Below are 22896 nucleotides of genomic sequence, written 5' to 3' on the forward strand. Positions count from 1 at the left end.
AAATATTTGTTCGCAAAAAAACCAATAGAATATAAAGCCCTGATAACATTAGCATTATTAATTTAAACTGGCATAGATAAGCGCGATAACGACCAAGCAAAATGGCAAATGTCTCACACAGCAGATAATACATGTCTCAATTGGCCAACAAGGTTGAAACAAATGTTAGGCGACAAAACACAATTTAATCAGGCTCGTTACTTCAATTATCAATCAGAAGAAATATTGGCGTGATTTAATCCACTTTAGTTATTACGGCTAGTCAAAAGCAACAATTACGATATGTCGTTGGTTACAGCCAAGGTGCGGCTATCATGTAACTTCAGCTCACGCACTTCAAAACCAATGGAGATCCTTACTTTTCCAGAAACAGATAAACGTCATCCTGGAATCGCAGAGCGATGTCCCATACCGTCCCACAGAAGTGTGTCCCACTAGACAAATAAAAAAGTCTCTCTTAGTTTAGTTGAAAGTTTCGACCAAAAAACAATCAACAACAAACGGAGAGAGACCATGACTAATTTAACGCTGAATAGTAAACAAATTCAAGCAGCATTGGATTCATTAATCGAAAAGCCTGGAGGGCTCAATCAAGTACTAGAGCTGGCTCTCAACTCATTTATGAAAGCAGAGCGCACAGAATACCTAAGAGCATCACAAGGAAACAAAGGCAATGGTTACAGACAAGTGTCCGGCCTAGGTATTGGTAGTGCTTTATCATTACAGGTTCCTCGAGATCGACTGAATCAATTCAAGCCTTGGATCCTCAATGTAATGAAGGAGCAAAGTGATACATTAAATGAGCTTTGCTTCGAACTTTATGCTAAAGGTTTGACAACCCGAGATATCGAATCTGTAACCGAATCGATTTACGGTCAGAAACTGACTCGTAGCGCGGTATCACGCATCACCAAAAGTCTTTATAAAGAAATGGAGGACTTCAGAAAGCAGAAGCTGTGCGAGTACTATCCCATCATTTATCTCGACGCGACATTCATCAAGACAAAGCGTGAAACAGTTTCCAGTGAAGCTTATTACATTGCGCTGGCCGTTAAGCATGATATGACTCGCGAGGTTATCGGTATCTACAATGCGCCAACGGAATCGGCGTCAAATTGGGATGACATCTTATTAGACTTAAAAGCTCGAGGGCTCGCACAAATCGACCTCGCTGTGATAGATAACTTAGCCGGTTTAGATTCAGCCATTGAGCGCCATTATCAATGCCGAATTCAAAAATGCGTGTTGCATATGAAACGCAATATCTTAAAGAAAGTGAAAAAGTCTCATCGTAATGATGTTGCTGAGGATTTAAGGTTTGTATTCAACTTAGAAGATCAATCTGATGATCGAGAGGAGTTTCTGCTCCGAGCGAGGTGGTTGTCTGATAAATGGGGTAAACGATATCCTAGCTTCAAAGTGTTTATAGATGAAGTATACATGTACTATTACGCGACCTATTTAGACTTTGAGCCGATGATCCGAAATATGATTTATACTACCAACTGGATCGAACGATTAAATAAATCATTCAAACGTACGCTCAAAATACGAAACTCTATGCCAAGCGTTGACTCAGTGTTAACCATTCTGAGTAAGGTTGCATTGGATATGAATCAAACGACTTACCAATACCCAATAAGTCGTTTTGAGAAAAGTAACTTATTTAACTAGAAAGTTTGAAACTGAAATTGAAATAAGAGAGACACACTTTTTGGGACGGTACCGAATCGCAGAGCGATGTCCGGGAACTCCTTGAGCGCGCAGAGGCTTAGAAAAATTTAATCTACACAAAGCAAAAAACCCGTCACAGGGACGGGTTTCTTTTAATTGGAAGCCTGGCGATGACCTACTCTCACATGGGAACTCCCACACTACCATCGGCGCTACTTCGTTTCACTTCTGAGTTCGGCATGGGTTCAGGTGGTTCCAAAGTGCTATTGTCGCCAGACAAAAAACGTTTCAATTCGGAAAGCGATATTTACTCAATTCTTAATCATGCGTGATGATTATCAGACCATACACACCAGAGTAAAACCTCTTGGGTGTTGTATGGTTAAGCCTCACGGGCAATTAGTATCAGTTAGCTCAACGTCTCGCAACGCTTACACACCTGACCTATCAACGTCGTAGTCTCCGACGACCCTTTAGGGGACTTAAAGTCCCAGTGAGAACTCATCTCAAAGCCTGCTTCCCGCTTAGATGCTTTCAGCGGTTATCAGTTCCGAACATAGCTACCCGGCAATGCCACTGGCGTGACAACCGGAACACCAGAGGTTCGTCCACTCCGGTCCTCTCGTACTAGGAGCAGCCCTCTTCAATTCTCAAACGCCCACGGCAGATAGGGACCGAACTGTCTCACGACGTTCTAAACCCAGCTCGCGTACCACTTTAAATGGCGAACAGCCATACCCTTGGGACCGACTTCAGCCCCAGGATGTGATGAGCCGACATCGAGGTGCCAAACACCGCCGTCGATATGAACTCTTGGGCGGTATCAGCCTGTTATCCCCGGAGTACCTTTTATCCGTTGAGCGATGGCCCTTCCATACAGAACCACCGGATCACTATGACCTACTTTCGTACCTGCTCGACGTGTCTGTCTCGCAGTTAAGCTGGCTTATGCCATTGCACTAACCGTACGATGTCCGACCGTACTTAGCCAACCTTCGTGCTCCTCCGTTACACTTTGGGAGGAGACCGCCCCAGTCAAACTACCCACCAGACAGTGTCCCCATCCCAGATTATGGGACCAGGTTAGAACATCACGCATACAAGGGTGGTATTTCAAGGATGGCTCCACGAATACTGGCGTACTCGCTTCAAAGCCTCCCACCTATCCTACACATGTAGGAGCAATGTTCACTGTCAAGCTATAGTAAAGGTTCACGGGGTCTTTCCGTCTAGCCGCGGGTATACGGCATCTTAACCGCAAATTCAATTTCACTGAGTCTCGGGTGGAGACAGTGTGGCCATGATTACGCCATTCGTGCAGGTCGGAACTTACCCGACAAGGAATTTCGCTACCTTAGGACCGTTATAGTTACGGCCGCCGTTTACCGGGGCTTCGATCATGAGCTTCGCTTGCGCTAACCCAATCAATTAACCTTCCGGCACCGGGCAGGCGTCACACCGTATACGTCATCTTACGATTTAGCACAGTGCTGTGTTTTTAATAAACAGTTCCAGCCACCTGGTTACTTCGACTGGCCTCAGCTTAGGGAGCAAGTCCCATCACCAGAGCCAGCGTACCTTCTCCCGAAGTTACGGTACTATTTTGCCTAGTTCCTTCACCCGAGTTCTCTCAAGCGCCTTAGTATTCTCTACCTAACCACCTGTGTCGGTTTGGGGTACGGTTCCTTATAATCTGATGCTTAGAAGCTTTTCCTGGAAGTATGGCATCAACAACTTCAACTCCGTAGAGTCTCGTCTCGTATCTCAGCCTTGAGGAAATCCGGATTTACCTAAATCTCCAGCCTACATACTTTCACATGGACAACCAACGCCATGCTTGCCTAGCCTGCTCCGTCCCTCCTTCGCAATTATAAGAAGTACAGAAATATTAATCTGTTTCCCATCGACTACACCTTTCGGTCTCGCCTTAGGGGCCGACTTACCCTGCCCTGATTAACATGGGACAGGAAACCTTGGTCTTTCGGCGTGGGGGTTTTTCACCCCCATTATCGTTACTCATGTCAGCATTCGCACTTCTGATACCTCCAGCATGCTTTACAACACACCTTCAACGGCTTACAGAACGCTCCCCTACCACTTAATCCTAAGATTAAATCCGCAGCTTCGGTGCTATGTTTAGCCCCGTTACATCTTCCGCGCAGACCGACTCGACTAGTGAGCTATTACGCTTTCTTTAAAGGATGGCTGCTTCTAAGCCAACCTCCTAGCTGTCTGGGCCTTTCCACATCGTTTCCCACTTAACATAGACTTTGGGACCTTAGCTGGCGGTCTGGGTTGTTTCCCTTTCCACGACGGACGTTAGCACCCGCCGTGTGTCTCCCGGATATCACTCACTGGTATTCGGAGTTTGCAAAGGGTTGGTAAGTCGGGATGACCCCCTAGCCTTAACAGTGCTCTACCCCCAGTGGTGTTCGTCCGAGGCTCTACCTAAATAGATTTCGGGGAGAACCAGCTATCTCCCGGCTTGATTAGCCTTTCACTCCGACCCACAAGTCATCACCGCATTTTTCAACATACGTGTGTTCGGTCCTCCAGTTGATGTTACTCAACCTTCAACCTGCCCATGGGTAGATCGCCGGGTTTCGGGTCTATGCCCTGCAACTAAACGCGCAGTTAACACTCGCTTTCGCTACGGCTCCCCTAATCGGTTAACCTTGCTACAGAACATAAGTCGCTGACCCATTATACAAAAGGTACGCAGTCACCCGAAGGCTTCCACTGCTTGTACGTATGCGGTTTCAGGTTCTATTTCACTCCCCTCACAGGGGTTCTTTTCGCCTTTCCCTCACGGTACTGGTTCACTATCGGTCAGTTAGGAGTATTTAGCCTTGGAGGATGGTCCCCCCATATTCAGACAGAATTTCACGTGTTCCGTCCTACTCGATTTCACGGTAAGGTCATTTTCGTGTACGGGACTATCACCCTGTATCGTCAAGCTTTCCAGCTTATTCCACTAATTCACAAACCGCTTAAGGGCTAATTCCCGTTCGCTCGCCGCTACTAAGGAAATCTCGGTTGATTTCTTTTCCTCGGGGTACTTAGATGTTTCAGTTCTCCCGGTTCGCCTCGTTAAGCTATGTATTCACTTAACGATACCTGCCTTATGACAGGTGGGTTTCCCCATTCGGAAATCTGTGCCTATAACGCCTTTTATCGGCTTAACACAGCTTATCGCAGATTAACACGTCCTTCATCGCCTCTAACTGCCAAGGCATCCACCACATACGCTTAGTCACTTAACCATACAACCCCAAAAAGTTTCGCTTGTCTTTTGCGTTATTAGCTGCGTTACGCTTGATGTTCGTTGGTCATTACCCGAAGGTAACTCCCTGCCTCACATCATCGCAAGCCTTGCTACTAAAGCAAAATCTGTGCAATACAGTTGCTGAGTAATTTGGTGACAAAACCAAATTCAAATGTATGTCTGACATTTTCACGCATTCATTAAGAATGTTCCAAACAAGGATGTTTGGATGTCGAATTGTACACGGATGTACTTAATTCGACCCTTGAGTATTGATTTTTTTAAAAATCATGAAGAATTTCTTCTTCGTTGGTATTTATATCTTATGCAACACCGTGCGACACGTTGTTGCCAATACAAACACCGGGTTTAATATCAGCTTCCCAAATTGTTAAAGAGCATCATGCAATTGCATGCGAATGTTATCATTCAATTTGTGTGAACACTCAAAAGACAGTGTTTTACTTAAGGTAAGGAGGTGATCCAACCCCAGGTTCCCCTAGGGTTACCTTGTTACGACTTCACCCCAGTCATGAATCACAAAGTGGTAACCGTCCTCCCGAAGGTTAAACTAGCTACTTCTTTTGCAACCCACTCCCATGGTGTGACGGGCGGTGTGTACAAGGCCCGGGAACGTATTCACCGCGGCATTCTGATCCACGATTACTAGCGATTCCGACTTCATGGAGTCGAGTTGCAGACTCCAATCCGGACTACGACGGACTTTATGGGATTCGCTCCACCTCGCGGTCTCGCTGCCCTTTGTATCCGCCATTGTAGCACGTGTGTAGCCCATCCCGTAAGGGCCATGATGACTTGACGTCGTCCCCACCTTCCTCCGGTTTATCACCGGCAGTCTCCTTAGAGTTCCCGCCCGAAGCGCTGGCAAATAAGGATAGGGGTTGCGCTCGTTGCGGGACTTAACCCAACATTTCACAACACGAGCTGACGACAGCCATGCAGCACCTGTCTCAGAGTTCCCGAAGGCACCAAACTATCTCTAGTAAGTTCTCTGGATGTCAAGGGATGGTAAGGTTCTTCGCGTTGCATCGAATTAAACCACATGCTCCACCGCTTGTGCGGGCCCCCGTCAATTCATTTGAGTTTTAACCTTGCGGCCGTACTCCCCAGGCGGTCAACTTAGCGCGTTAGCTACGCTACCCACGAATCAAGTTCACAGACAGCTAGTTGACATCGTTTACGGCGTGGACTACCAGGGTATCTAATCCTGTTTGCTCCCCACGCTTTCGTGTCTCAGCGTCAGTATTTGTCCAGGTGGCCGCCTTCGCCACTGATGTTCCTTCCAATCTCTACGCATTTCACCGCTACACTGGAAATTCCACCACCCTCTACAATACTCTAGACAGCCAGTTCGAAATGCAGTTCCAAGGTTGAGCCCTGGGCTTTCACATCTCGCTTAACAATCCGCCTACACACGCTTTACGCCCAGTAATTCCGATTAACGCTCGCACCCTCCGTATTACCGCGGCTGCTGGCACGGAGTTAGCCGGTGCTTCTTCTGCGAGTAACGTCACAGCTAGCAGGTATTAACTACTAACCTTTCCTCCTCGCTGAAAGTGCTTTACAACCCGAAGGCCTTCTTCACACACGCGGCATGGCTGCATCAGGGTTTCCCCCATTGTGCAATATTCCCCACTGCTGCCTCCCGTAGGAGTCTGGGCCGTGTCTCAGTCCCAGTGTGGCTGATCATCCTCTCAAACCAGCTAGAGATCGTCGCCATGGTAGGCCATTACCCCACCATCTAGCTAATCTCACTTGGGCTAATCTAAAGGCGAAAGGTCCGAAGAGCCCCTCCTTTGGTCCGTAGACATTATGCGGTATTAGCAGTCGTTTCCAACTGTTGTCCCCCACCTTAAGGCATATTCCCAAGCATTACTCACCCGTCCGCCGCTCGACGCCTTCTAGTAAACTAGAATCGTTTCCGCTCGACTTGCATGTGTTAAGCCTGCCGCCAGCGTTCAATCTGAGCCATGATCAAACTCTTCAATTAAAAATTTAATCTACTCAATGAATTCTGTTGCATTTGACATATGTCGTTTGCATGAACCTCATTAAGATTTTGAATAGTGGTAAAACTACATATCTTATGAATGCTCACACAAATTGCATGATAACTATTTGTTAAAGAACCGATTCTTAATGAATCGAGCCAATCAATCGCACTCGTTGTTGGCGTTGCTTTTCGTTGAAAGCGGATGCGCATTTTACGCATCTGAGTTTTGATGTCAACTGTTATTTGAAATTATTTTCAAATGTTTTGTTGAAGGTTTAAGGTACTATTAGAAGACCTAAACTTATCAAAACACCTCATTGGCCTGTGCCGTTGAAGTGGATGCGCATTTTAGGGGTTTTTTAGCTAAGATCAACCCTTTTTTTGAAAAATAATTAAATACACCTCAAGCAGACTAAAAAACAACCATAACGGGTAATTATTGGTCTACAGTGTGCTTTTAAGTAACGAAACTGTTGCAATAAGTGTATAGAAATAGTTCATATTTATAAGGGTTTATTTTGAACAATTAATTTTTAAGTATGCTAAAGCTTGTCAATAACGACTAGTTAACATGGATTAATTTCGTATTTTATCTATTTTCAGACTTAAATCGACATTTACAAACCTTTAATCACATAAAACTAACCGACATAATTATTAAAGAACGGTCTGTATTAGTGAACTTAGCATGATAATCACTCTTTTTAAGGTAGCTTTTAAAGGCAAGTCTTAATCTAAGTTGATCACCCCATCATTACTAGAGACCATAATACGTCGATAAGTAATCTAACACCGCTTTGTTATTCTCATCGCTTAAAGGTTGCATGCCCTGTTCATCTATCATCCACTGCAGTGTTTCTTGCCAACTCTCTCTACTCAACCCTTGTTGAGTGACCAAGTGTAGCGAATGACAGGACGAGCAGACAGAAGCAACAAGTGGCATATTTTCATCAGCTGCTAAAATACCATCTCCGACCGACGTTGTCTTATTACTTGGATTACCAGTAAGCCAGTTTACTGGCGGATCATTGTTACGACCTAGCCAGGCAATAATCGCTGCTCTGCTACCAGTATCTTTTATACCGGGAAATAGCATATTGGTACCCGGTGCATATTGTTGTGGAGACTGTAGAAATTGGTCGAGTCGCTCTGCTGTCCAATTTCCACTTAATTGATCTAGCGCATCACTGTACTGAAAGCCTTTGGCACTTGCAATATCTCGATGCGCTAACCCCCAAAGTGGAGGCCCTACGTTATTTTGCCCATCTTCATTGAGTTGATGACAACTTTGGCAAACGATAACTTGTTGCTTACCTTGTTTAATAAGTTCATCGTTTAAAGTATTTGCATGAACAACACCACACACAATGCAGAGTAGGCTTAGTAAACCTATCGAAACACTGTTCATAAACACTAAGCCTTTACAATAACTGCAACACGGTGGTAAGTGTTATTCAAATAGCCCTTAGGATTCCACGCAATGGCAAATGGCTGCGCGATACCTGAATCATCTGTTGCTTTGGACCATACTTCATAATACCCCGCTTGCGGGAACTTCACTTTGCTAGTAAAGGTTTGCCAAGCGCCTTTATTTTTCGCTGCGTCAAGTTTTGCAGTATGCCATGTCGCGCCAAAATCTATCGATAGCTCAACCTTTTGAACTGTGCGGTCACCTGACCATGCATGCCCACGGACGAGAACCTCATTTCCGGAGATTTGCGTATTGGTTTGAGGTGAGGTGATCAATGACTTAACTGGCATACGTTCAATGATCTCAAAGTCTTCTTCCGCTACCTTTTCACCTGGAGCGACAGGTCTATTAGGTACCCGATAAGAAGTGCCTGTCATTTTAGCGCCATCGTGTACCTGATCTCTGACTTCGATTCGAGTTAGCCACTTCTGTGAACAAGAACCAGGCCACCCAGGGACGACTAAGCGCAAAGGGGCCCCGTTCATCGGATGTAAAGGCTCGCCATTTTGTTCAAAGGCTATGAGATTTTCATCGCTAAGTGCTTTGGCCATTGGCAAGCCACGAGAAATAGGCAGTTTACCTGCGTGACCAGAAAGGTGCTTATCAGCCCCATAATGTGCCGTGTACACTGCACCAGGCTTAACTCCTGCGGCATTCAAAACATCGCTAAGACGTACGCCTGTCCAATTTGAACACGCTACGGCGCCGTAAGTCCATTGATTTCCTTTGGCTTTTGGAGAGAAAAAGGCACGACCATTGCCGCCACACTCAACCAATAGTTGACGCTCAATGACCTCAAACTTACTTTTTAGCTCAGCTATTGATAATGTCATCGGTTTCTTTACTAAGCCATCTATTGTCAATGACCATGCTTTTGGATCGACAGCCGTCGGCGGGATACCGTTATTTCGGATAAAATGACGAGATGTAGGTGTTACGTTATCATTGAGTAAGTGAGGTGGTGTTTCGGCGTTCATTGGTCGATCATTAAGCACCGTTAGACCATCTTTACCCGTTATAGAGACATCGTCTAATCCCTCTGCAAATGCGGCAGGTATCATGCCTGCCGGCATATTGCGATGAAATGGTATCGCGCCACCGAGAATCGCAGCCATGGTCGTCAAACCAGCTCCCTTTAAAAAACCACGTCGATCTGAATAACTTTTACGACCAAAAATGGTATCGTCCGCTTGATCAGGGTTGTTTTGATAAAATTCAAAAATACCACGTTGTTTCTTAGAGTCGTCACCTTTCATGATGTATCCTTGGATGGAAGTTGAATATTGCCTGAAGTAATGAGTAGGATAAGCTTAGTCAAGGATATCAAATGCTTCAAATAACCAAACACTCCAGGTAAGTGAATAGAAATAAAGTCGAAACTGAACAAACATTTGTAAAAGGGTACTGTGACTTTAGTAATTGGAGAGTCATGGAAAATAGCGTCGTTATCCTAAGGTTCAATGGATATCGAGACTTTTTAAGAGATTAGACAACGTAGAAGTACATGGCTTTACAGATACTACGGGCGCATGGATGCGCAGGAGCAGCGACGGCGATACCTTTCTAGAAACGACTCAACGTCATCCTGGAATCGCAGAGCGATGTCCGGGACCTCCTTGAGCGCGCAGAGGCTTAGAAAAATTTAATCTACACAAAGCAAAAAACCCGTCACAGGGACGGGTTTCTTTTAATTGGAAGCCTGGCGATGACCTACTCTCACATGGGAACTCCCACACTACCATCGGCGCTACTTCGTTTCACTTCTGAGTTCGGCATGGGTTCAGGTGGTTCCAAAGTGCTATTGTCGCCAGACAAAAAACTTTTATACATGGAGGTATTTATGTCGCGATGCCATGGATGGCTTGGAGCGACGTCTCCACGTAATTAATAATCTGGAAAGCGATATTTACTCAATTCTTAATCATGCGTGATGATTATCAGACCATACACCAGAGAAAACCTCTTGGGTGTTGTATGGTTAAGCCTCACGGGCAATTAGTATCAGTTAGCTCAACGTCTCACAACGCTTACACACCTGACCTATCAACGTCGTAGTCTCCGACGACCCTTTAGGGGACTCAAAGTCCCAGTGAGAACTCATCTCAAAGCCTGCTTCCCGCTTAGATGCTTTCAGCGGTTATCAGTTCCGAACATAGCTACCCGGCAATGCCACTGGCGTGACAACCGGAACACCAGAGGTTCGTCCACTCCGGTCCTCTCGTACTAGGAGCAGCCCTCTTCAATTCTCAAACGCCCACGGCAGATAGGGACCGAACTGTCTCACGACGTTCTAAACCCAGCTCGCGTACCACTTTAAATGGCGAACAGCCATACCCTTGGGACCGACTTCAGCCCCAGGATGTGATGAGCCGACATCGAGGTGCCAAACACCGCCGTCGATATGAACTCTTGGGCGGTATCAGCCTGTTATCCCCGGAGTACCTTTTATCCGTTGAGCGATGGCCCTTCCATACAGAACCACCGGATCACTATGACCTACTTTCGTACCTGCTCGACGTGTCTGTCTCGCAGTTAAGCTGGCTTATGCCATTGCACTAACCGTACGATGTCCGACCGTACTTAGCCAACCTTCGTGCTCCTCCGTTACACTTTGGGAGGAGACCGCCCCAGTCAAACTACCCACCAGACAGTGTCCCCATCCCAGATTATGGGACCAGGTTAGAACATCACGCATACAAGGGTGGTATTTCAAGGATGGCTCCACGAATACTGGCGTACTCGCTTCAAAGCCTCCCACCTATCCTACACATGTAGGAGCAATGTTCACTGTCAAGCTATAGTAAAGGTTCACGGGGTCTTTCCGTCTAGCCGCGGGTATACGGCATCTTAACCGCAAATTCAATTTCACTGAGTCTCGGGTGGAGACAGTGTGGCCATGATTACGCCATTCGTGCAGGTCGGAACTTACCCGACAAGGAATTTCGCTACCTTAGGACCGTTATAGTTACGGCCGCCGTTTACCGGGGCTTCGATCATGAGCTTCGCTTGCGCTAACCCAATCAATTAACCTTCCGGCACCGGGCAGGCGTCACACCGTATACGTCATCTTACGATTTAGCACAGTGCTGTGTTTTTAATAAACAGTTCCAGCCACCTGGTTACTTCGACTGGCCTCAGCTTAGGGAGCAAGTCCCATCACCAGAGCCAGCGTACCTTCTCCCGAAGTTACGGTACTATTTTGCCTAGTTCCTTCACCCGAGTTCTCTCAAGCGCCTTAGTATTCTCTACCTAACCACCTGTGTCGGTTTGGGGTACGGTTCCTTATAATCTGATGCTTAGAAGCTTTTCCTGGAAGTATGGCATCAACAACTTCAACTCCGTAGAGTCTCGTCTCGTATCTCAGCCTTGAGGAAATCCGGATTTACCTAAATCTCCAGCCTACATACTTTCACATGGACAACCAACGCCATGCTTGCCTAGCCTGCTCCGTCCCTCCTTCGCAATTATAAGAAGTACAGAAATATTAATCTGTTTCCCATCGACTACACCTTTCGGTCTCGCCTTAGGGGCCGACTTACCCTGCCCTGATTAACATGGGACAGGAAACCTTGGTCTTTCGGCGTGGGGGTTTTTCACCCCCATTATCGTTACTCATGTCAGCATTCGCACTTCTGATACCTCCAGCATGCTTTACAACACACCTTCAACGGCTTACAGAACGCTCCCCTACCACTTAATCCTAAGATTAAATCCGCAGCTTCGGTGCTATGTTTAGCCCCGTTACATCTTCCGCGCAGACCGACTCGACTAGTGAGCTATTACGCTTTCTTTAAAGGATGGCTGCTTCTAAGCCAACCTCCTAGCTGTCTGGGCCTTTCCACATCGTTTCCCACTTAACATAGACTTTGGGACCTTAGCTGGCGGTCTGGGTTGTTTCCCTTTCCACGACGGACGTTAGCACCCGCCGTGTGTCTCCCGGATATCACTCACTGGTATTCGGAGTTTGCAAAGGGTTGGTAAGTCGGGATGACCCCCTAGCCTTAACAGTGCTCTACCCCCAGTGGTGTTCGTCCGAGGCTCTACCTAAATAGATTTCGGGGAGAACCAGCTATCTCCCGGCTTGATTAGCCTTTCACTCCGACCCACAAGTCATCACCGCATTTTTCAACATACGTGTGTTCGGTCCTCCAGTTGATGTTACTCAACCTTCAACCTGCCCATGGGTAGATCGCCGGGTTTCGGGTCTATGCCCTGCAACTAAACGCGCAGTTAACACTCGCTTTCGCTACGGCTCCCCTAATCGGTTAACCTTGCTACAGAACATAAGTCGCTGACCCATTATACAAAAGGTACGCAGTCACCCGAAGGCTTCCACTGCTTGTACGTATGCGGTTTCAGGTTCTATTTCACTCCCCTCACAGGGGTTCTTTTCGCCTTTCCCTCACGGTACTGGTTCACTATCGGTCAGTTAGGAGTATTTAGCCTTGGAGGATGGTCCCCCCATATTCAGACAGAATTTCACGTGTTCCGTCCTACTCGATTTCACGGTAAGGTCATTTTCGTGTACGGGACTATCACCCTGTATCGTCAAGCTTTCCAGCTTATTCCACTAATTCACAAACCGCTTAAGGGCTAATTCCCGTTCGCTCGCCGCTACTAAGGAAATCTCGGTTGATTTCTTTTCCTCGGGGTACTTAGATGTTTCAGTTCTCCCGGTTCGCCTCGTTAAGCTATGTATTCACTTAACGATACCCGCCTTATGACGGGTGGGTTTCCCCATTCGGAAATCTGTGCCTATAACGCCTTTTATCGGCTTAACACAGCTTATCGCAGATTAACACGTCCTTCATCGCCTCTAACTGCCAAGGCATCCACCACATACGCTTAGTCACTTAACCATACAACCCCAAAAAGTTTCAAAAACTAATTTAGTGTCTTGGTGACAAAACCAAGACCAAATGTATGTCTGACATTTTCACGCATTCATTAAGAATGTCTTGAGTAAGTAATAACCTTTCGATTATTACCAAATGAAAACACAAGGAATATGTTTTCAAGTTTTGGTATTTATATCTTATGCAACACCGTGCGACACGTTGTTGCCAATACAAACACCGGGTTTAATATCAGCTTTCCAAATTGTTAAAGAGCAGTGAGTCAAAAAACTCAAAGGTAAGCATCACTTTGCTTAACTTTAAGTTCTCGTAAGAAGTAAAATGGTAGGTCTGAGTAGACTTGAACTACCGACCTCACCCTTATCAGGGGTGCGCTCTAACCAGCTGAGCTACAGACCTACTACGTAGGTATTACTACCAAGTTCAGTAGATGGTGGAGCTAAGCAGGATCGAACTGCTGACCTCCTGCGTGCAAGGCAGGCGCTCTCCCAGCTGAGCTATAGCCCCACTACTGAGTACTTCTTTCACGTTCGTTATCGATGCAATTTGTGTGAACACTCAAAAGACAGTGTTTTACTTAAGGTAAGGAGGTGATCCAACCCCAGGTTCCCCTAGGGTTACCTTGTTACGACTTCACCCCAGTCATGAATCACAAAGTGGTAACCGTCCTCCCGAAGGTTAAACTAGCTACTTCTTTTGCAACCCACTCCCATGGTGTGACGGGCGGTGTGTACAAGGCCCGGGAACGTATTCACCGCGGCATTCTGATCCACGATTACTAGCGATTCCGACTTCATGGAGTCGAGTTGCAGACTCCAATCCGGACTACGACGGACTTTATGGGATTCGCTCCACCTCGCGGTCTCGCTGCCCTTTGTATCCGCCATTGTAGCACGTGTGTAGCCCATCCCGTAAGGGCCATGATGACTTGACGTCGTCCCCACCTTCCTCCGGTTTATCACCGGCAGTCTCCTTAGAGTTCCCGCCCAAAGCGCTGGCAAATAAGGATAGGGGTTGCGCTCGTTGCGGGACTTAACCCAACATTTCACAACACGAGCTGACGACAGCCATGCAGCACCTGTCTCAGAGTTCCCGAAGGCACCAAACTATCTCTAGTAAGTTCTCTGGATGTCAAGGGATGGTAAGGTTCTTCGCGTTGCATCGAATTAAACCACATGCTCCACCGCTTGTGCGGGCCCCCGTCAATTCATTTGAGTTTTAACCTTGCGGCCGTACTCCCCAGGCGGTCAACTTAGCGCGTTAGCTACGCTACCCACGAATCAAGTTCACAGACAGCTAGTTGACATCGTTTACGGCGTGGACTACCAGGGTATCTAATCCTGTTTGCTCCCCACGCTTTCGTGTCTCAGCGTCAGTATTTGTCCAGGTGGCCGCCTTCGCCACTGATGTTCCTTCCAATCTCTACGCATTTCACCGCTACACTGGAAATTCCACCACCCTCTACAATACTCTAGACAGCCAGTTCGAAATGCAGTTCCAAGGTTGAGCCCTGGGCTTTCACATCTCGCTTAACAATCCGCCTACACACGCTTTACGCCCAGTAATTCCGATTAACGCTCGCACCCTCCGTATTACCGCGGCTGCTGGCACGGAGTTAGCCGGTGCTTCTTCTGCGAGTAACGTCACAGCTAGCAGGTATTAACTACTAACCTTTCCTCCTCGCTGAAAGTGCTTTACAACCCGAAGGCCTTCTTCACACACGCGGCATGGCTGCATCAGGGTTTCCCCCATTGTGCAATATTCCCCACTGCTGCCTCCCGTAGGAGTCTGGGCCGTGTCTCAGTCCCAGTGTGGCTGATCATCCTCTCAAACCAGCTAGAGATCGTCGCCATGGTAGGCCATTACCCCACCATCTAGCTAATCTCACTTGGGCTAATCTAAAGGCGAAAGGTCCGAAGAGCCCCTCCTTTGGTCCGTAGACATTATGCGGTATTAGCAGTCGTTTCCAACTGTTGTCCCCCACCTTAAGGCATATTCCCAAGCATTACTCACCCGTCCGCCGCTCGACGCCTTCTAGTAAACTAGAATCGTTTCCGCTCGACTTGCATGTGTTAAGCCTGCCGCCAGCGTTCAATCTGATCCATGATCAAACTCTTCAATTAAAAATTTAATCTACTCAATGAATTCTGTTGCATTTGACATATGTCGTTTGCATGAACCTCATTAAGATTTTGAATAGTGGTAAAACTACATATCTTATGAATGCTCACACAAATTGCATGATAACTATTTGTTAAAGAACCGATTCTTAATGAATCGAAGCCAATCAATCGCACTCGTTGTTGGCGTTGCTTTTCGTTGAAAGCGGATGCGCATTTTACGCATCTGAGTTTTGATGTCAACCCATTTTCGAAAAAATTTAATTTTTTTTCGACGCTGTTTATACAGCTTTGTTGACCGTTTAATTTAGCATTTACTTAATTAAACTTATCAAAACACTTCGTTGGCCTGTGCCGTTGAAGTGGATGCGCATTTTAGGGATTTTTGCGCTGTCGTCAACAGTTTTTTTTGAAAATTACAAAATCACCGACTATTCGTTCAAATATTGTACAAGCACCATGTTTGTTCGCGTTTGAGCGTGCTAGTCGGTTTAACAAAGCTGTTACTATCGTGATATTGCGATGAGTATCGCGTACACTGTTTTATCTATTATAGTGTAGTACATTTACGCTCAGCTTAGGCATTTTGTTTGTAACTATTCAGCATTTGGACAACTGTTTGCTCATATTAGAGGGTTTTTATGATTAATGGGATTAGAAAGTATGGCGATAAGCAGCCTAACTTAGGACAAAAGGTATATATCGATTCTTCGAGTGTAGTAATCGGTGACGTGACCTTGGCAGATAACGTTAGCATTTGGCCATTAGTGGTGATTAGAGGGGATGTTAATCATATACAAATTGGTAAAGACACCAATATTCAAGACGGAAGCGTACTCCATGTGACGCGCCGAACAGAAAAGAACCCAGTCGGTTACCCCTTGATTATCGGTGAGCAAGTAACGGTTGGTCACAAAGTGATGTTACACGGCTGTACCTTAGGCAATCGCATATTGGTTGGTATGGGGGCTATTGTCATGGATGGTGCCATCGTTGAAGACGACGTGATGATTGGTGCCGGCTCGTTAGTAGCGCCGAATAAAGTACTAAACAGTGGATATTTGTATGTTGGCAACCCTGCTCAACAAAAACGCCCTCTTACTAGTGAGGAACTCTCTTTCCTCAAAAAGACAAATCAAAACTACGTCAAATTAAAAGATGAGTATTTAGCGCAACAAGACGGATAAGTTAAGCGTTCAGCCAGATGTTATTATGCTCATCTGGCTCCTCTTCCTCTAAGTACTCTTCGACTAATGCCTCAAAATCCAGTATGAGTTGTTTCGTCAATATTGTTTTTGGCGCATTAATGTAAACCGTGATGCGAGCACCACTAAGGATGCCGGTAAAGCACCAACACTGATGTTCTGCCAAGTAGTGAATATCGTCATTAAACAAAATTGCTTGATTCATGCTTCACCTTGAAACTCTCGTCGTAATTTATTGATAACCGGTGTGCTGTTAGGTTTAACACCGCGCCAAATACAAAAACTCTCGGCAGCTTGACCAACAAGCATACCTAAGCCATCGATGGTTTGCTTTGCTCCATTCTGTGTGCACCAGCTTAGAAAGGCCGTTGGTTCAGCACCGTAAACCATATCATAACAAATGCTGTCGTTAACAACGGCACAAGGTATTGCTGGTAAGCTTGATGTCAAGCTAGCTGATGTCGCATTGATAATCAGATCAAATTGATATTGTCTTGTTGTATTATAATCAATGGCCATCAGTTTCTCATTGGCAAAATGTTCAACGAGCTGTTGCGCCTTGCTCAACGTTCTATTTGCTATTACTAAGCACTCAGGCTGATGAGCCAATAACGGTAAAATCACACCTCGGCAGGCACCTCCAGCTCCCAATACCAGTATGCGTGCACCGGACAGAGTGACGTTATGGTTTAGTAAGTCACTAACTAGGCCGCGTCCATCGGTATTGTCACCATATATCTTACCGTCCACAAATGACAATGTGTTTACCGCGCCAGCCGCTTTTGCATCCGCGGATACATCATCACATATTGCCAAAGCTTGCTGTTTAAACGGGGCAGTAATGTTGGCCCCTTTACCACCTGAGGTAATAAATGTTCTGATATCGCGTTCAAATGTATCGCTATTACTTAACAAACGTTGGTAACAAATTTGTTGGTTAACTTGGTCGGCAAACAATGAATGAATTGTCGGCGATTTAGATTGGGCAATCGGGTTACCAATAACTAAGTATCTGTCCATTGTATGGTGAGGGGTGATGGTAGAGAGACGTCCCTCTAGAGTAATCAATTGGCGTGATAAAATAAAGCGGCGACAGTACGATACTGTAACCGCTTTATCTGACTGTAATATACGAACGGCTAATTAAAATTTATAACCTAGCATAATTGAGTAAACCATCGGATCGATATCGACGTCGGCAGAGCCAGTGATCTCATCACCTATCATAAAGTTTGCTTCGGTATTAATATCAATATAACGCGCCGATGCATTGATATGCCAATTATTACCTAACTGATAGTCCGCACCAACTTGCAAAGCGATACCCCATGAGCCATCTAGATCTAAGTCATTAAAGCCAAGTGATTGCGGTGCTGATTCAAATTCTTCGTCAAAAAAGACAGTGTAGTTAATACCTGCACCAACGTACGGCATAAAGTTTGTACCAGTATTAAAGTAATAAAGCGCACTTAACGTTGGTGGTAAGTGAGTCACTTCAGCCAATGTAGCGCCATTAACATCTAAACCTTCAATTTCAAACACACCCGCGGCAATACCTTGAGGGTCGTGAAGAATGATGTCGTGTTTAAACGGTGTTGCAGCCAAGAGTTCGACCGCCCAATTACTTGAATAGAAGTAGACAAAGTTCAAACCTAATTGAGTATTGTCCTCAACGGAAACTGATAACGGTGTATCTCCACCAAGTGCTGGTACGTTGACTGTTTCGTTATTATTGTCAGGGTCAACTATGGTTGCACCTCCACGAACCACAAAGTCACCTGCTTGATATGAGGCTGCTGTTGCCGCAGTGCTTGCCAGTAGAGACGCGATCGCTAAACCTAGTAGTTTCATTTTCATGATCTTCACCTTTATATTCTGTAATAAACTGTGGCAAAGTGTATCCCTGTTGCCTTTTCGTTTATTTGATTTAAAACAAACTTTAACAACTCACTGTTGATAATTCGTTTTAAATGAAGTTTTTATTGCTAACGCACAGCTAACTGCGCGTGTACTACAACATAAGTGAGCCCTCGTAAGGATACCTCAACGACTGAGTTAAAACGGATAACGCCCAACGAAAGCTAGGTTAAGTATAGTAACAACAGGCTGCATGCGTTATTTTTAAACGCTTTAGGGGGAGAAACATCAAGCAAAGATGTGCGCTAATTTCGCTTGAGATAAAAGATTAAGCATTATCGCTTAAGTAGTTACGATTAACTGAGAACCATTCAAAAAACATGTAAATAAGCGGCGGTGATAGTTGATATGACATGTATCACCGCCCTTGATGCTAGCGGTTCAACCAGTTTTGTGGTGTTAAATAGTGTTGATAAAGTTGTGCTTCTTTACTATCGGGCTGAGGCTGGAAATTGTACTCCCAGCGAGCCAACGGTGGCATCGACATTAAAATCGACTCGGTGCGACCTCCCGACTGCAAACCAAATAAGGTACCGCGGTCAAAGACTAAGTTAAACTCGACATAGCGGCCTCGGCGATACAATTGAAATTGACGTTCGCGCTCACCGTATGCGGTGTCTTTGCGCTTGTCGATGATAGGTAAATACGCATCTAAATAGCCTTCACCTACCGCCTTTATATAATTAAAGCAGGTATCAAAGTCCCAGCAGTTTAAATCGTCAAAGAACAAACCGCCAACACCTCTGGTTTCGTTGCGGTGTTTGAGAAAGAAATACTCATCGCACCACTTTTTGTGTTGATCATAAACCGAATCGCCAAATGGCGCACACAAGTCGGCAGCAGTCTGATGCCAATGAATAACATCGTCTTTAAATGGATAAAACGGGGTCAAGTCAAATCCGCCGCCAAACCACCATACAGGGTCTTCCCCTTCTTTCTCAGCAATAAAGAAGCGAACATTGGCGTGTGATGTAGGAACAAATGGGTTTTTGGGATGAATAACCAACGACACGCCACAAGCCTGCCAACGACGACCCGCTAATTCAGGACGATGAGCCGTAGCCGACGGAGGTAATTGATTACCACTGACAAGGGAAAAATTCACTCCGCCTTGCTCAATCATCGCTCCGTTGGTTAGCACGCGCGTTCGACCGCCACCGCCTTCTTCTCTTTGCCAACTATCTTCAACAAACTTCGCCGTACCATCGGCCTGCTCTAACGCATCACAAATGCGATCTTGCAACGACTTTAAATAATTAATAACGGTGTCGATGTTTACTTGATTCATGATCTTAATACTTCTCCGCTGAGCGCTTCTATAATAGTTGATGGCTTGTGAAAGCCCATGGTTTTGCCCTTGATTATAAAGTCTATTTTATCACCGAGGCATTGCTCTGCTTGTTGCCAGGTTTGCGCTGGCTCTTGTCCTGAGACGTTACAACTGGTAGACACAATAGGCTTTCCCGTTGCATTGCACAAAGCAACAACATCGGGTTGGCTGGTTACGCGAACAGCGATGGTCTCAAACTGTCCAGATAAATGCTTACTGATTTGGCTATTCGCTGGCATAACTTGCGTTACGCCGTCAGGCCAACGCGACAATACCGCAAAGCGTTTATCTTGCGGTATCTTATTGTCGTCAACATAAGGTAACAACTGCGAATAGTTCGCGGCGAGTAAAATAAGCCCTTTTTCGATAGGTCTTTGCTTTATTGCCAGCAACCGCTCTATTGCCTCAGTGTTGTCAGGATCACACCCTAAACCAAAAACGGCTTCGGTAGGATACGCGATAATTCCACCTTGCTCAAATGCTTGTACCGCTGTGCTAAAAGCCATAACGTGTTTGTTCATGAGGTTATTAATCAGCTCTGTAAATGCGCATATTATAACGGCTTTAGGTAAGCATCGCATTAGTCATAAAACAGTGTTTTATCTGCGTCTAGCGGATAAGTGTAAAAAAAGTAGTCAATATTTGGGTATTTGTGTAAACGAGGGTATAATGCGCCCTTTATTTTTCAGCCCTTAACGACAAAAACATAAGGTGTAATACGATGACTGTTGGAATCATCATGGGGTCAAAATCTGATTGGCCAACAATGCAACATGCAGCAGAAATGCTGGACCTACTAAAAGTACCATATGAAACCAAAGTAGTTTCTGCTCATAGAACACCACACTTGCTGGCTGAATACGCAGAATCAGCAAAAGATCGCGGTCTTAAAGTGATTATCGCGGGTGCTGGTGGCGCTGCGCACCTACCAGGCATGGCTGCCGCATTTACCAGTTTGCCAGTACTTGGCGTGCCTGTGCAGTCGAAAGCCTTAAGCGGTCAAGATTCGTTGCTGTCAATTGTACAAATGCCAAAAGGTATCGCTGTTGGAACGTTGGCAATTGGCACCGCTGGTGCTGCTAATGCCGGCTTGTTAGCAGCACAAATCTTAGCGACACACGATCAGAGTATCATGGCCAATGTTGAAGCGTTTCGCGCAGAACAAACACAAACGATTTTAGACAATCCAAATCCAGCAGAATAAGTTACGATGAAAAATGTATTGGTACTAGGCGCCGGCCAACTCGCACGCATGATGGACTTAGCTGGCACGCCACTAAATTTAAACATCAAAGCGTTTGATGTGCGCACCGATCAAGTGGTACACCCCTTAGCGAACGAGCATTCTTATGGCGACTTGCAAACTGGTATAGACGCTTGTGATGTGATCACCGCTGAATTTGAACACATTAGCCACGATGTATTGGCCAAGTGTGAAGCATCAGGTAAGTTATTACCGAGCAGTGAAGCGATCAAAATTGGTGGTGACCGTCGCTTAGAGAAAGCTCTACTCGAATCATGCAAAGTTGCTAATGCAAAACACGTTATTATTGAAAGTCGCGATGACTTTGATAATGCGCTTAACACCTTAGCGCTACCAATCATTTTTAAGAGCGCACTTGAAGGCTATGACGGCAAAGGTCAATGGCGACTAAAAGACATCGCTCAAGCTGATGCTATTTGGCAAGACATGCAGCAGTTTGTTGAACAGGCGAACACCTCGGTAAAACAAGGTATTGTTGCTGAGCAGATGGTACCTTTTGACCGAGAAATATCGATCGTCGGCGCCCGCAGCCGAACCGGTGAAATAGCGGTTTACCCGATCACCGAAAATCATCACACCAATGGCGTATTAAGTGTATCTATTGCCGTAAACGTCGATCCGTCTTTGCAGCAACAAGCGTTAGAGGTGTTCACCAAGCTGACGGAAAAACTTGATTACGTCGGTGTTTTAGCGATCGAATTTTTCCAAGTTGGACAGCAGCTATTGGTCAATGAGATTGCACCGCGAGTGCACAATTCAGGACATTGGACTCAACAGGGAACTGACTGCTGTCAATTTGAAAACCACCTTCGCGCAATCGTTGGTTTACCTCTGGGTAATACTGAACTAATCAGACCAACCGCAATGGTAAATATTTTGGGTGAAGATAGCGTCCCTGAACAAGTTCTTGCCATTCCTGGTGTCGCTATGCATTGGTATAACAAGCAAAAGCGCGCTGGTCGTAAGATGGGTCATATTAATATCTGTGCAGCAAGCGAACGCCAACTGGCAGAAAAGCTACAGCAGATTGCGGGCTTACTCGACCAACAAGCATACCCTGATTTGCAACAGTTTGCCGACAAACTCGAGCATCGTTTGGCGTAATTAGCGCCACGATTAAAACCGAGGCGCAAGTCGCTAATGCGATTATTGCGTCATCGGTCAGGGCGATTATTACTGAGTTTGAAAATGAGCGCATTTTTTATCTGCGCACTGTACCCTCTCGCCAGCTGCCATCTGTCGTTTTACCAGCAAAGCATAACCACACTTTTCACATTTTCCCGCCACGGGCTCATGGTTAACAGCAAATTTGCACTTTGGATACGTATCACAAGCATAGAATGTTTTACCAAACCGGCTGTGCCTTTCAACTAAGTGACCGCGCTTACATGCCGGACAACTAATATCGTGCAGTTGCTCGGACTGTTGTTGTTCGATGTGATGACATTGAGGAAAATTAGTACAACCGATAAACAAACCAAAGCGCCCCTGCTTGACCGCTAATTCACTTTTGCATTGCGGGCATTGGGTGCCGGGCAGCACTTGTTGTTCAAATTTTTCTTGCTCGACCAATGGTCGCGTGTAGTGACAGGAGGGGTAACTCACGCAACCGATAAATGCGCCGGCTTTCGAGTTTTTGATCTGCAATTCACTACCGCATTGCGGGCACACCTCAAACTCCTTTTCCAAGGCGTGTTCATGTTTATTAAATAACGGCTTATTTTCTTTGCTCATAACAACGCACCAACTGCATATTGCTGCCAATTATCGCAAAGCATAG

At 45.8% G+C, this 22896-nt stretch carries 12 protein-coding genes, 2 tRNA genes and 6 rRNA genes; 4 read left to right on the forward strand and 16 right to left on the reverse strand.

Annotated features, from left to right (window positions below):
- The first annotated feature begins 513 nt into the window (after nucleotides 1-513).
- A complete protein-coding gene (locus tag ACAY30_RS14560; protein ID WP_371189940.1) occupies nucleotides 514-1674 on the forward strand; it encodes an IS256 family transposase in 1161 nt (386 codons plus the stop codon).
- Between the two features lie 162 nt (nucleotides 1675-1836).
- On the opposite strand, the gene rrf (ACAY30_RS14565) is transcribed toward ACAY30_RS14560, so the two are convergent.
- The 10 genes from rrf (ACAY30_RS14565) to ACAY30_RS14610 all read right to left on the reverse strand — a co-directional run bounded on the left by rrf (ACAY30_RS14565) (nucleotide 1837) and on the right by ACAY30_RS14610 (nucleotide 15403).
- Nucleotides 1837-1951 (reverse strand): 5S ribosomal RNA (rrf, locus tag ACAY30_RS14565).
- 101 nt (nucleotides 1952-2052) lie between these two features.
- Nucleotides 2053-4937, reverse strand: a 23S ribosomal RNA gene (locus ACAY30_RS14570).
- A gap of 473 nt (nucleotides 4938-5410) precedes the next feature.
- Nucleotides 5411-6950, reverse strand: a 16S ribosomal RNA gene (locus ACAY30_RS14575).
- The 16S, 23S and 5S rRNA genes sit together here, the layout of an rRNA operon.
- A gap of 760 nt (nucleotides 6951-7710) precedes the next feature.
- Nucleotides 7711-8361: a cytochrome c family protein gene (locus ACAY30_RS14580; protein ID WP_290252167.1), complete on the reverse strand. Its 651-nt coding sequence runs from the start codon at nucleotides 8359-8361 to the stop codon at nucleotides 7711-7713.
- Between the two features lie 5 nt (nucleotides 8362-8366).
- Nucleotides 8367-9680 carry a sulfite oxidase gene (locus ACAY30_RS14585; protein ID WP_290252168.1) on the reverse strand — a complete coding sequence of 438 codons (1314 nt, stop codon included), beginning with the start codon at nucleotides 9678-9680 and terminating at the stop codon, nucleotides 8367-8369.
- 441 nt (nucleotides 9681-10121) lie between these two features.
- A 5S ribosomal RNA gene (gene rrf / locus ACAY30_RS14590) occupies nucleotides 10122-10236 on the reverse strand.
- Between the two features lie 162 nt (nucleotides 10237-10398).
- Nucleotides 10399-13283, reverse strand: a 23S ribosomal RNA gene (locus tag ACAY30_RS14595).
- A gap of 319 nt (nucleotides 13284-13602) precedes the next feature.
- Nucleotides 13603-13679 (reverse strand) — tRNA-Ile (locus ACAY30_RS14600).
- 32 nt (nucleotides 13680-13711) lie between these two features.
- Nucleotides 13712-13787: transfer RNA gene (locus tag ACAY30_RS14605), tRNA-Ala, on the reverse strand.
- A gap of 76 nt (nucleotides 13788-13863) precedes the next feature.
- Nucleotides 13864-15403 (reverse strand): 16S ribosomal RNA (locus ACAY30_RS14610).
- A 638-nt stretch (nucleotides 15404-16041) separates the two neighbouring features.
- Between ACAY30_RS14610 and ACAY30_RS14615 the strand changes: the two genes are divergently transcribed.
- Nucleotides 16042-16587: a gamma carbonic anhydrase family protein gene (locus tag ACAY30_RS14615; RefSeq protein ID WP_290251892.1), complete on the forward strand. Its 546-nt coding sequence runs from the start codon at nucleotides 16042-16044 to the stop codon at nucleotides 16585-16587.
- Nucleotide 16588: 1 nt separating this feature from the next.
- Here the strand turns inward: ACAY30_RS14615 and ACAY30_RS14620 are convergent, their stop codons facing one another.
- From ACAY30_RS14620 to ACAY30_RS14640, 5 genes are all read right to left on the reverse strand, one after another.
- Nucleotides 16589-16810 carry a hypothetical protein gene (locus ACAY30_RS14620; protein ID WP_290251893.1) on the reverse strand — a complete coding sequence of 74 codons (222 nt, stop codon included), beginning with the start codon at nucleotides 16808-16810 and terminating at the stop codon, nucleotides 16589-16591.
- Nucleotides 16807-17625, reverse strand: coding sequence for a shikimate dehydrogenase (gene aroE, locus ACAY30_RS14625; RefSeq protein ID WP_290251894.1), 819 nt, complete (start codon nucleotides 17623-17625; stop codon nucleotides 16807-16809). The genes ACAY30_RS14620 and aroE overlap by 4 nt, the downstream gene beginning before the upstream one ends.
- Before the next feature lie 123 nt (nucleotides 17626-17748).
- On the reverse strand, nucleotides 17749-18462 hold the full coding sequence (locus tag ACAY30_RS14630) for an OmpW family protein (protein WP_290251895.1): 714 nt from the start codon (nucleotides 18460-18462) through the stop codon (nucleotides 17749-17751).
- 433 nt (nucleotides 18463-18895) lie between these two features.
- Nucleotides 18896-19810 carry an oxygen-dependent coproporphyrinogen oxidase gene (gene hemF, locus ACAY30_RS14635; RefSeq protein ID WP_290251896.1) on the reverse strand — a complete coding sequence of 305 codons (915 nt, stop codon included), beginning with the start codon at nucleotides 19808-19810 and terminating at the stop codon, nucleotides 18896-18898.
- A complete protein-coding gene (locus ACAY30_RS14640) occupies nucleotides 19807-20373 on the reverse strand; it encodes an L-threonylcarbamoyladenylate synthase (protein WP_290251897.1) in 567 nt (188 codons plus the stop codon). Before ACAY30_RS14640 ends, hemF begins: the two co-directional genes overlap by 4 nt.
- A gap of 200 nt (nucleotides 20374-20573) precedes the next feature.
- Here ACAY30_RS14640 and purE point away from each other — a divergent pair, with 200 nt between their 5' ends.
- Nucleotides 20574-21056, forward strand: a complete 483-nt coding sequence (purE, locus tag ACAY30_RS14645) for a 5-(carboxyamino)imidazole ribonucleotide mutase (protein WP_290251898.1) — start codon at nucleotides 20574-20576, stop codon at nucleotides 21054-21056.
- Nucleotides 21057-21062: 6 nt separating this feature from the next.
- Nucleotides 21063-22220, forward strand: coding sequence for a 5-(carboxyamino)imidazole ribonucleotide synthase (locus tag ACAY30_RS14650; protein WP_290251899.1), 1158 nt, complete (start codon nucleotides 21063-21065; stop codon nucleotides 22218-22220).
- A gap of 69 nt (nucleotides 22221-22289) precedes the next feature.
- On the opposite strand, the gene ACAY30_RS14655 is transcribed toward ACAY30_RS14650, so the two are convergent.
- A complete protein-coding gene (locus tag ACAY30_RS14655) occupies nucleotides 22290-22850 on the reverse strand; it encodes a type I DNA topoisomerase (RefSeq protein ID WP_290251900.1) in 561 nt (186 codons plus the stop codon).
- Nucleotides 22851-22896 lie beyond the last annotated feature (46 nt).

This window comes from Thalassotalea ponticola, from assembly GCF_041379045.1.
In the GTDB taxonomy this organism is placed as follows: domain Bacteria; phylum Pseudomonadota; class Gammaproteobacteria; order Enterobacterales; family Alteromonadaceae; genus Thalassotalea_A; species Thalassotalea_A ponticola.

Excerpts from the sequence above, each read along its gene's own strand:
- ACAY30_RS14560 (WP_371189940.1), top strand. The coding sequence starts at position 514 with ATGACTAATTTAACGCTGAATAGTAAACAAATTCAAGCAGCATTGGAT.
- ACAY30_RS14580 (WP_290252167.1), bottom strand. The coding sequence starts at position 8,361 with ATGAACAGTGTTTCGATAGGTTTACTAAGCCTACTCTGCATTGTGTGT.
- ACAY30_RS14585 (WP_290252168.1), bottom strand. The coding sequence starts at position 9,680 with ATGAAAGGTGACGACTCTAAGAAACAACGTGGTATTTTTGAATTTTAT.
- ACAY30_RS14615 (WP_290251892.1), top strand. The coding sequence starts at position 16,042 with ATGATTAATGGGATTAGAAAGTATGGCGATAAGCAGCCTAACTTAGGA.
- ACAY30_RS14620 (WP_290251893.1), bottom strand. The coding sequence starts at position 16,810 with ATGAATCAAGCAATTTTGTTTAATGACGATATTCACTACTTGGCAGAA.
- aroE (WP_290251894.1), bottom strand. The coding sequence starts at position 17,625 with ATGGACAGATACTTAGTTATTGGTAACCCGATTGCCCAATCTAAATCG.
- ACAY30_RS14630 (WP_290251895.1), bottom strand. The coding sequence starts at position 18,462 with ATGAAAATGAAACTACTAGGTTTAGCGATCGCGTCTCTACTGGCAAGC.
- hemF (WP_290251896.1), bottom strand. The coding sequence starts at position 19,810 with ATGAATCAAGTAAACATCGACACCGTTATTAATTATTTAAAGTCGTTG.
- ACAY30_RS14640 (WP_290251897.1), bottom strand. The coding sequence starts at position 20,373 with ATGAACAAACACGTTATGGCTTTTAGCACAGCGGTACAAGCATTTGAG.
- purE (WP_290251898.1), top strand. The coding sequence starts at position 20,574 with ATGACTGTTGGAATCATCATGGGGTCAAAATCTGATTGGCCAACAATG.
- ACAY30_RS14650 (WP_290251899.1), top strand. The coding sequence starts at position 21,063 with ATGAAAAATGTATTGGTACTAGGCGCCGGCCAACTCGCACGCATGATG.
- ACAY30_RS14655 (WP_290251900.1), bottom strand. The coding sequence starts at position 22,850 with ATGAGCAAAGAAAATAAGCCGTTATTTAATAAACATGAACACGCCTTG.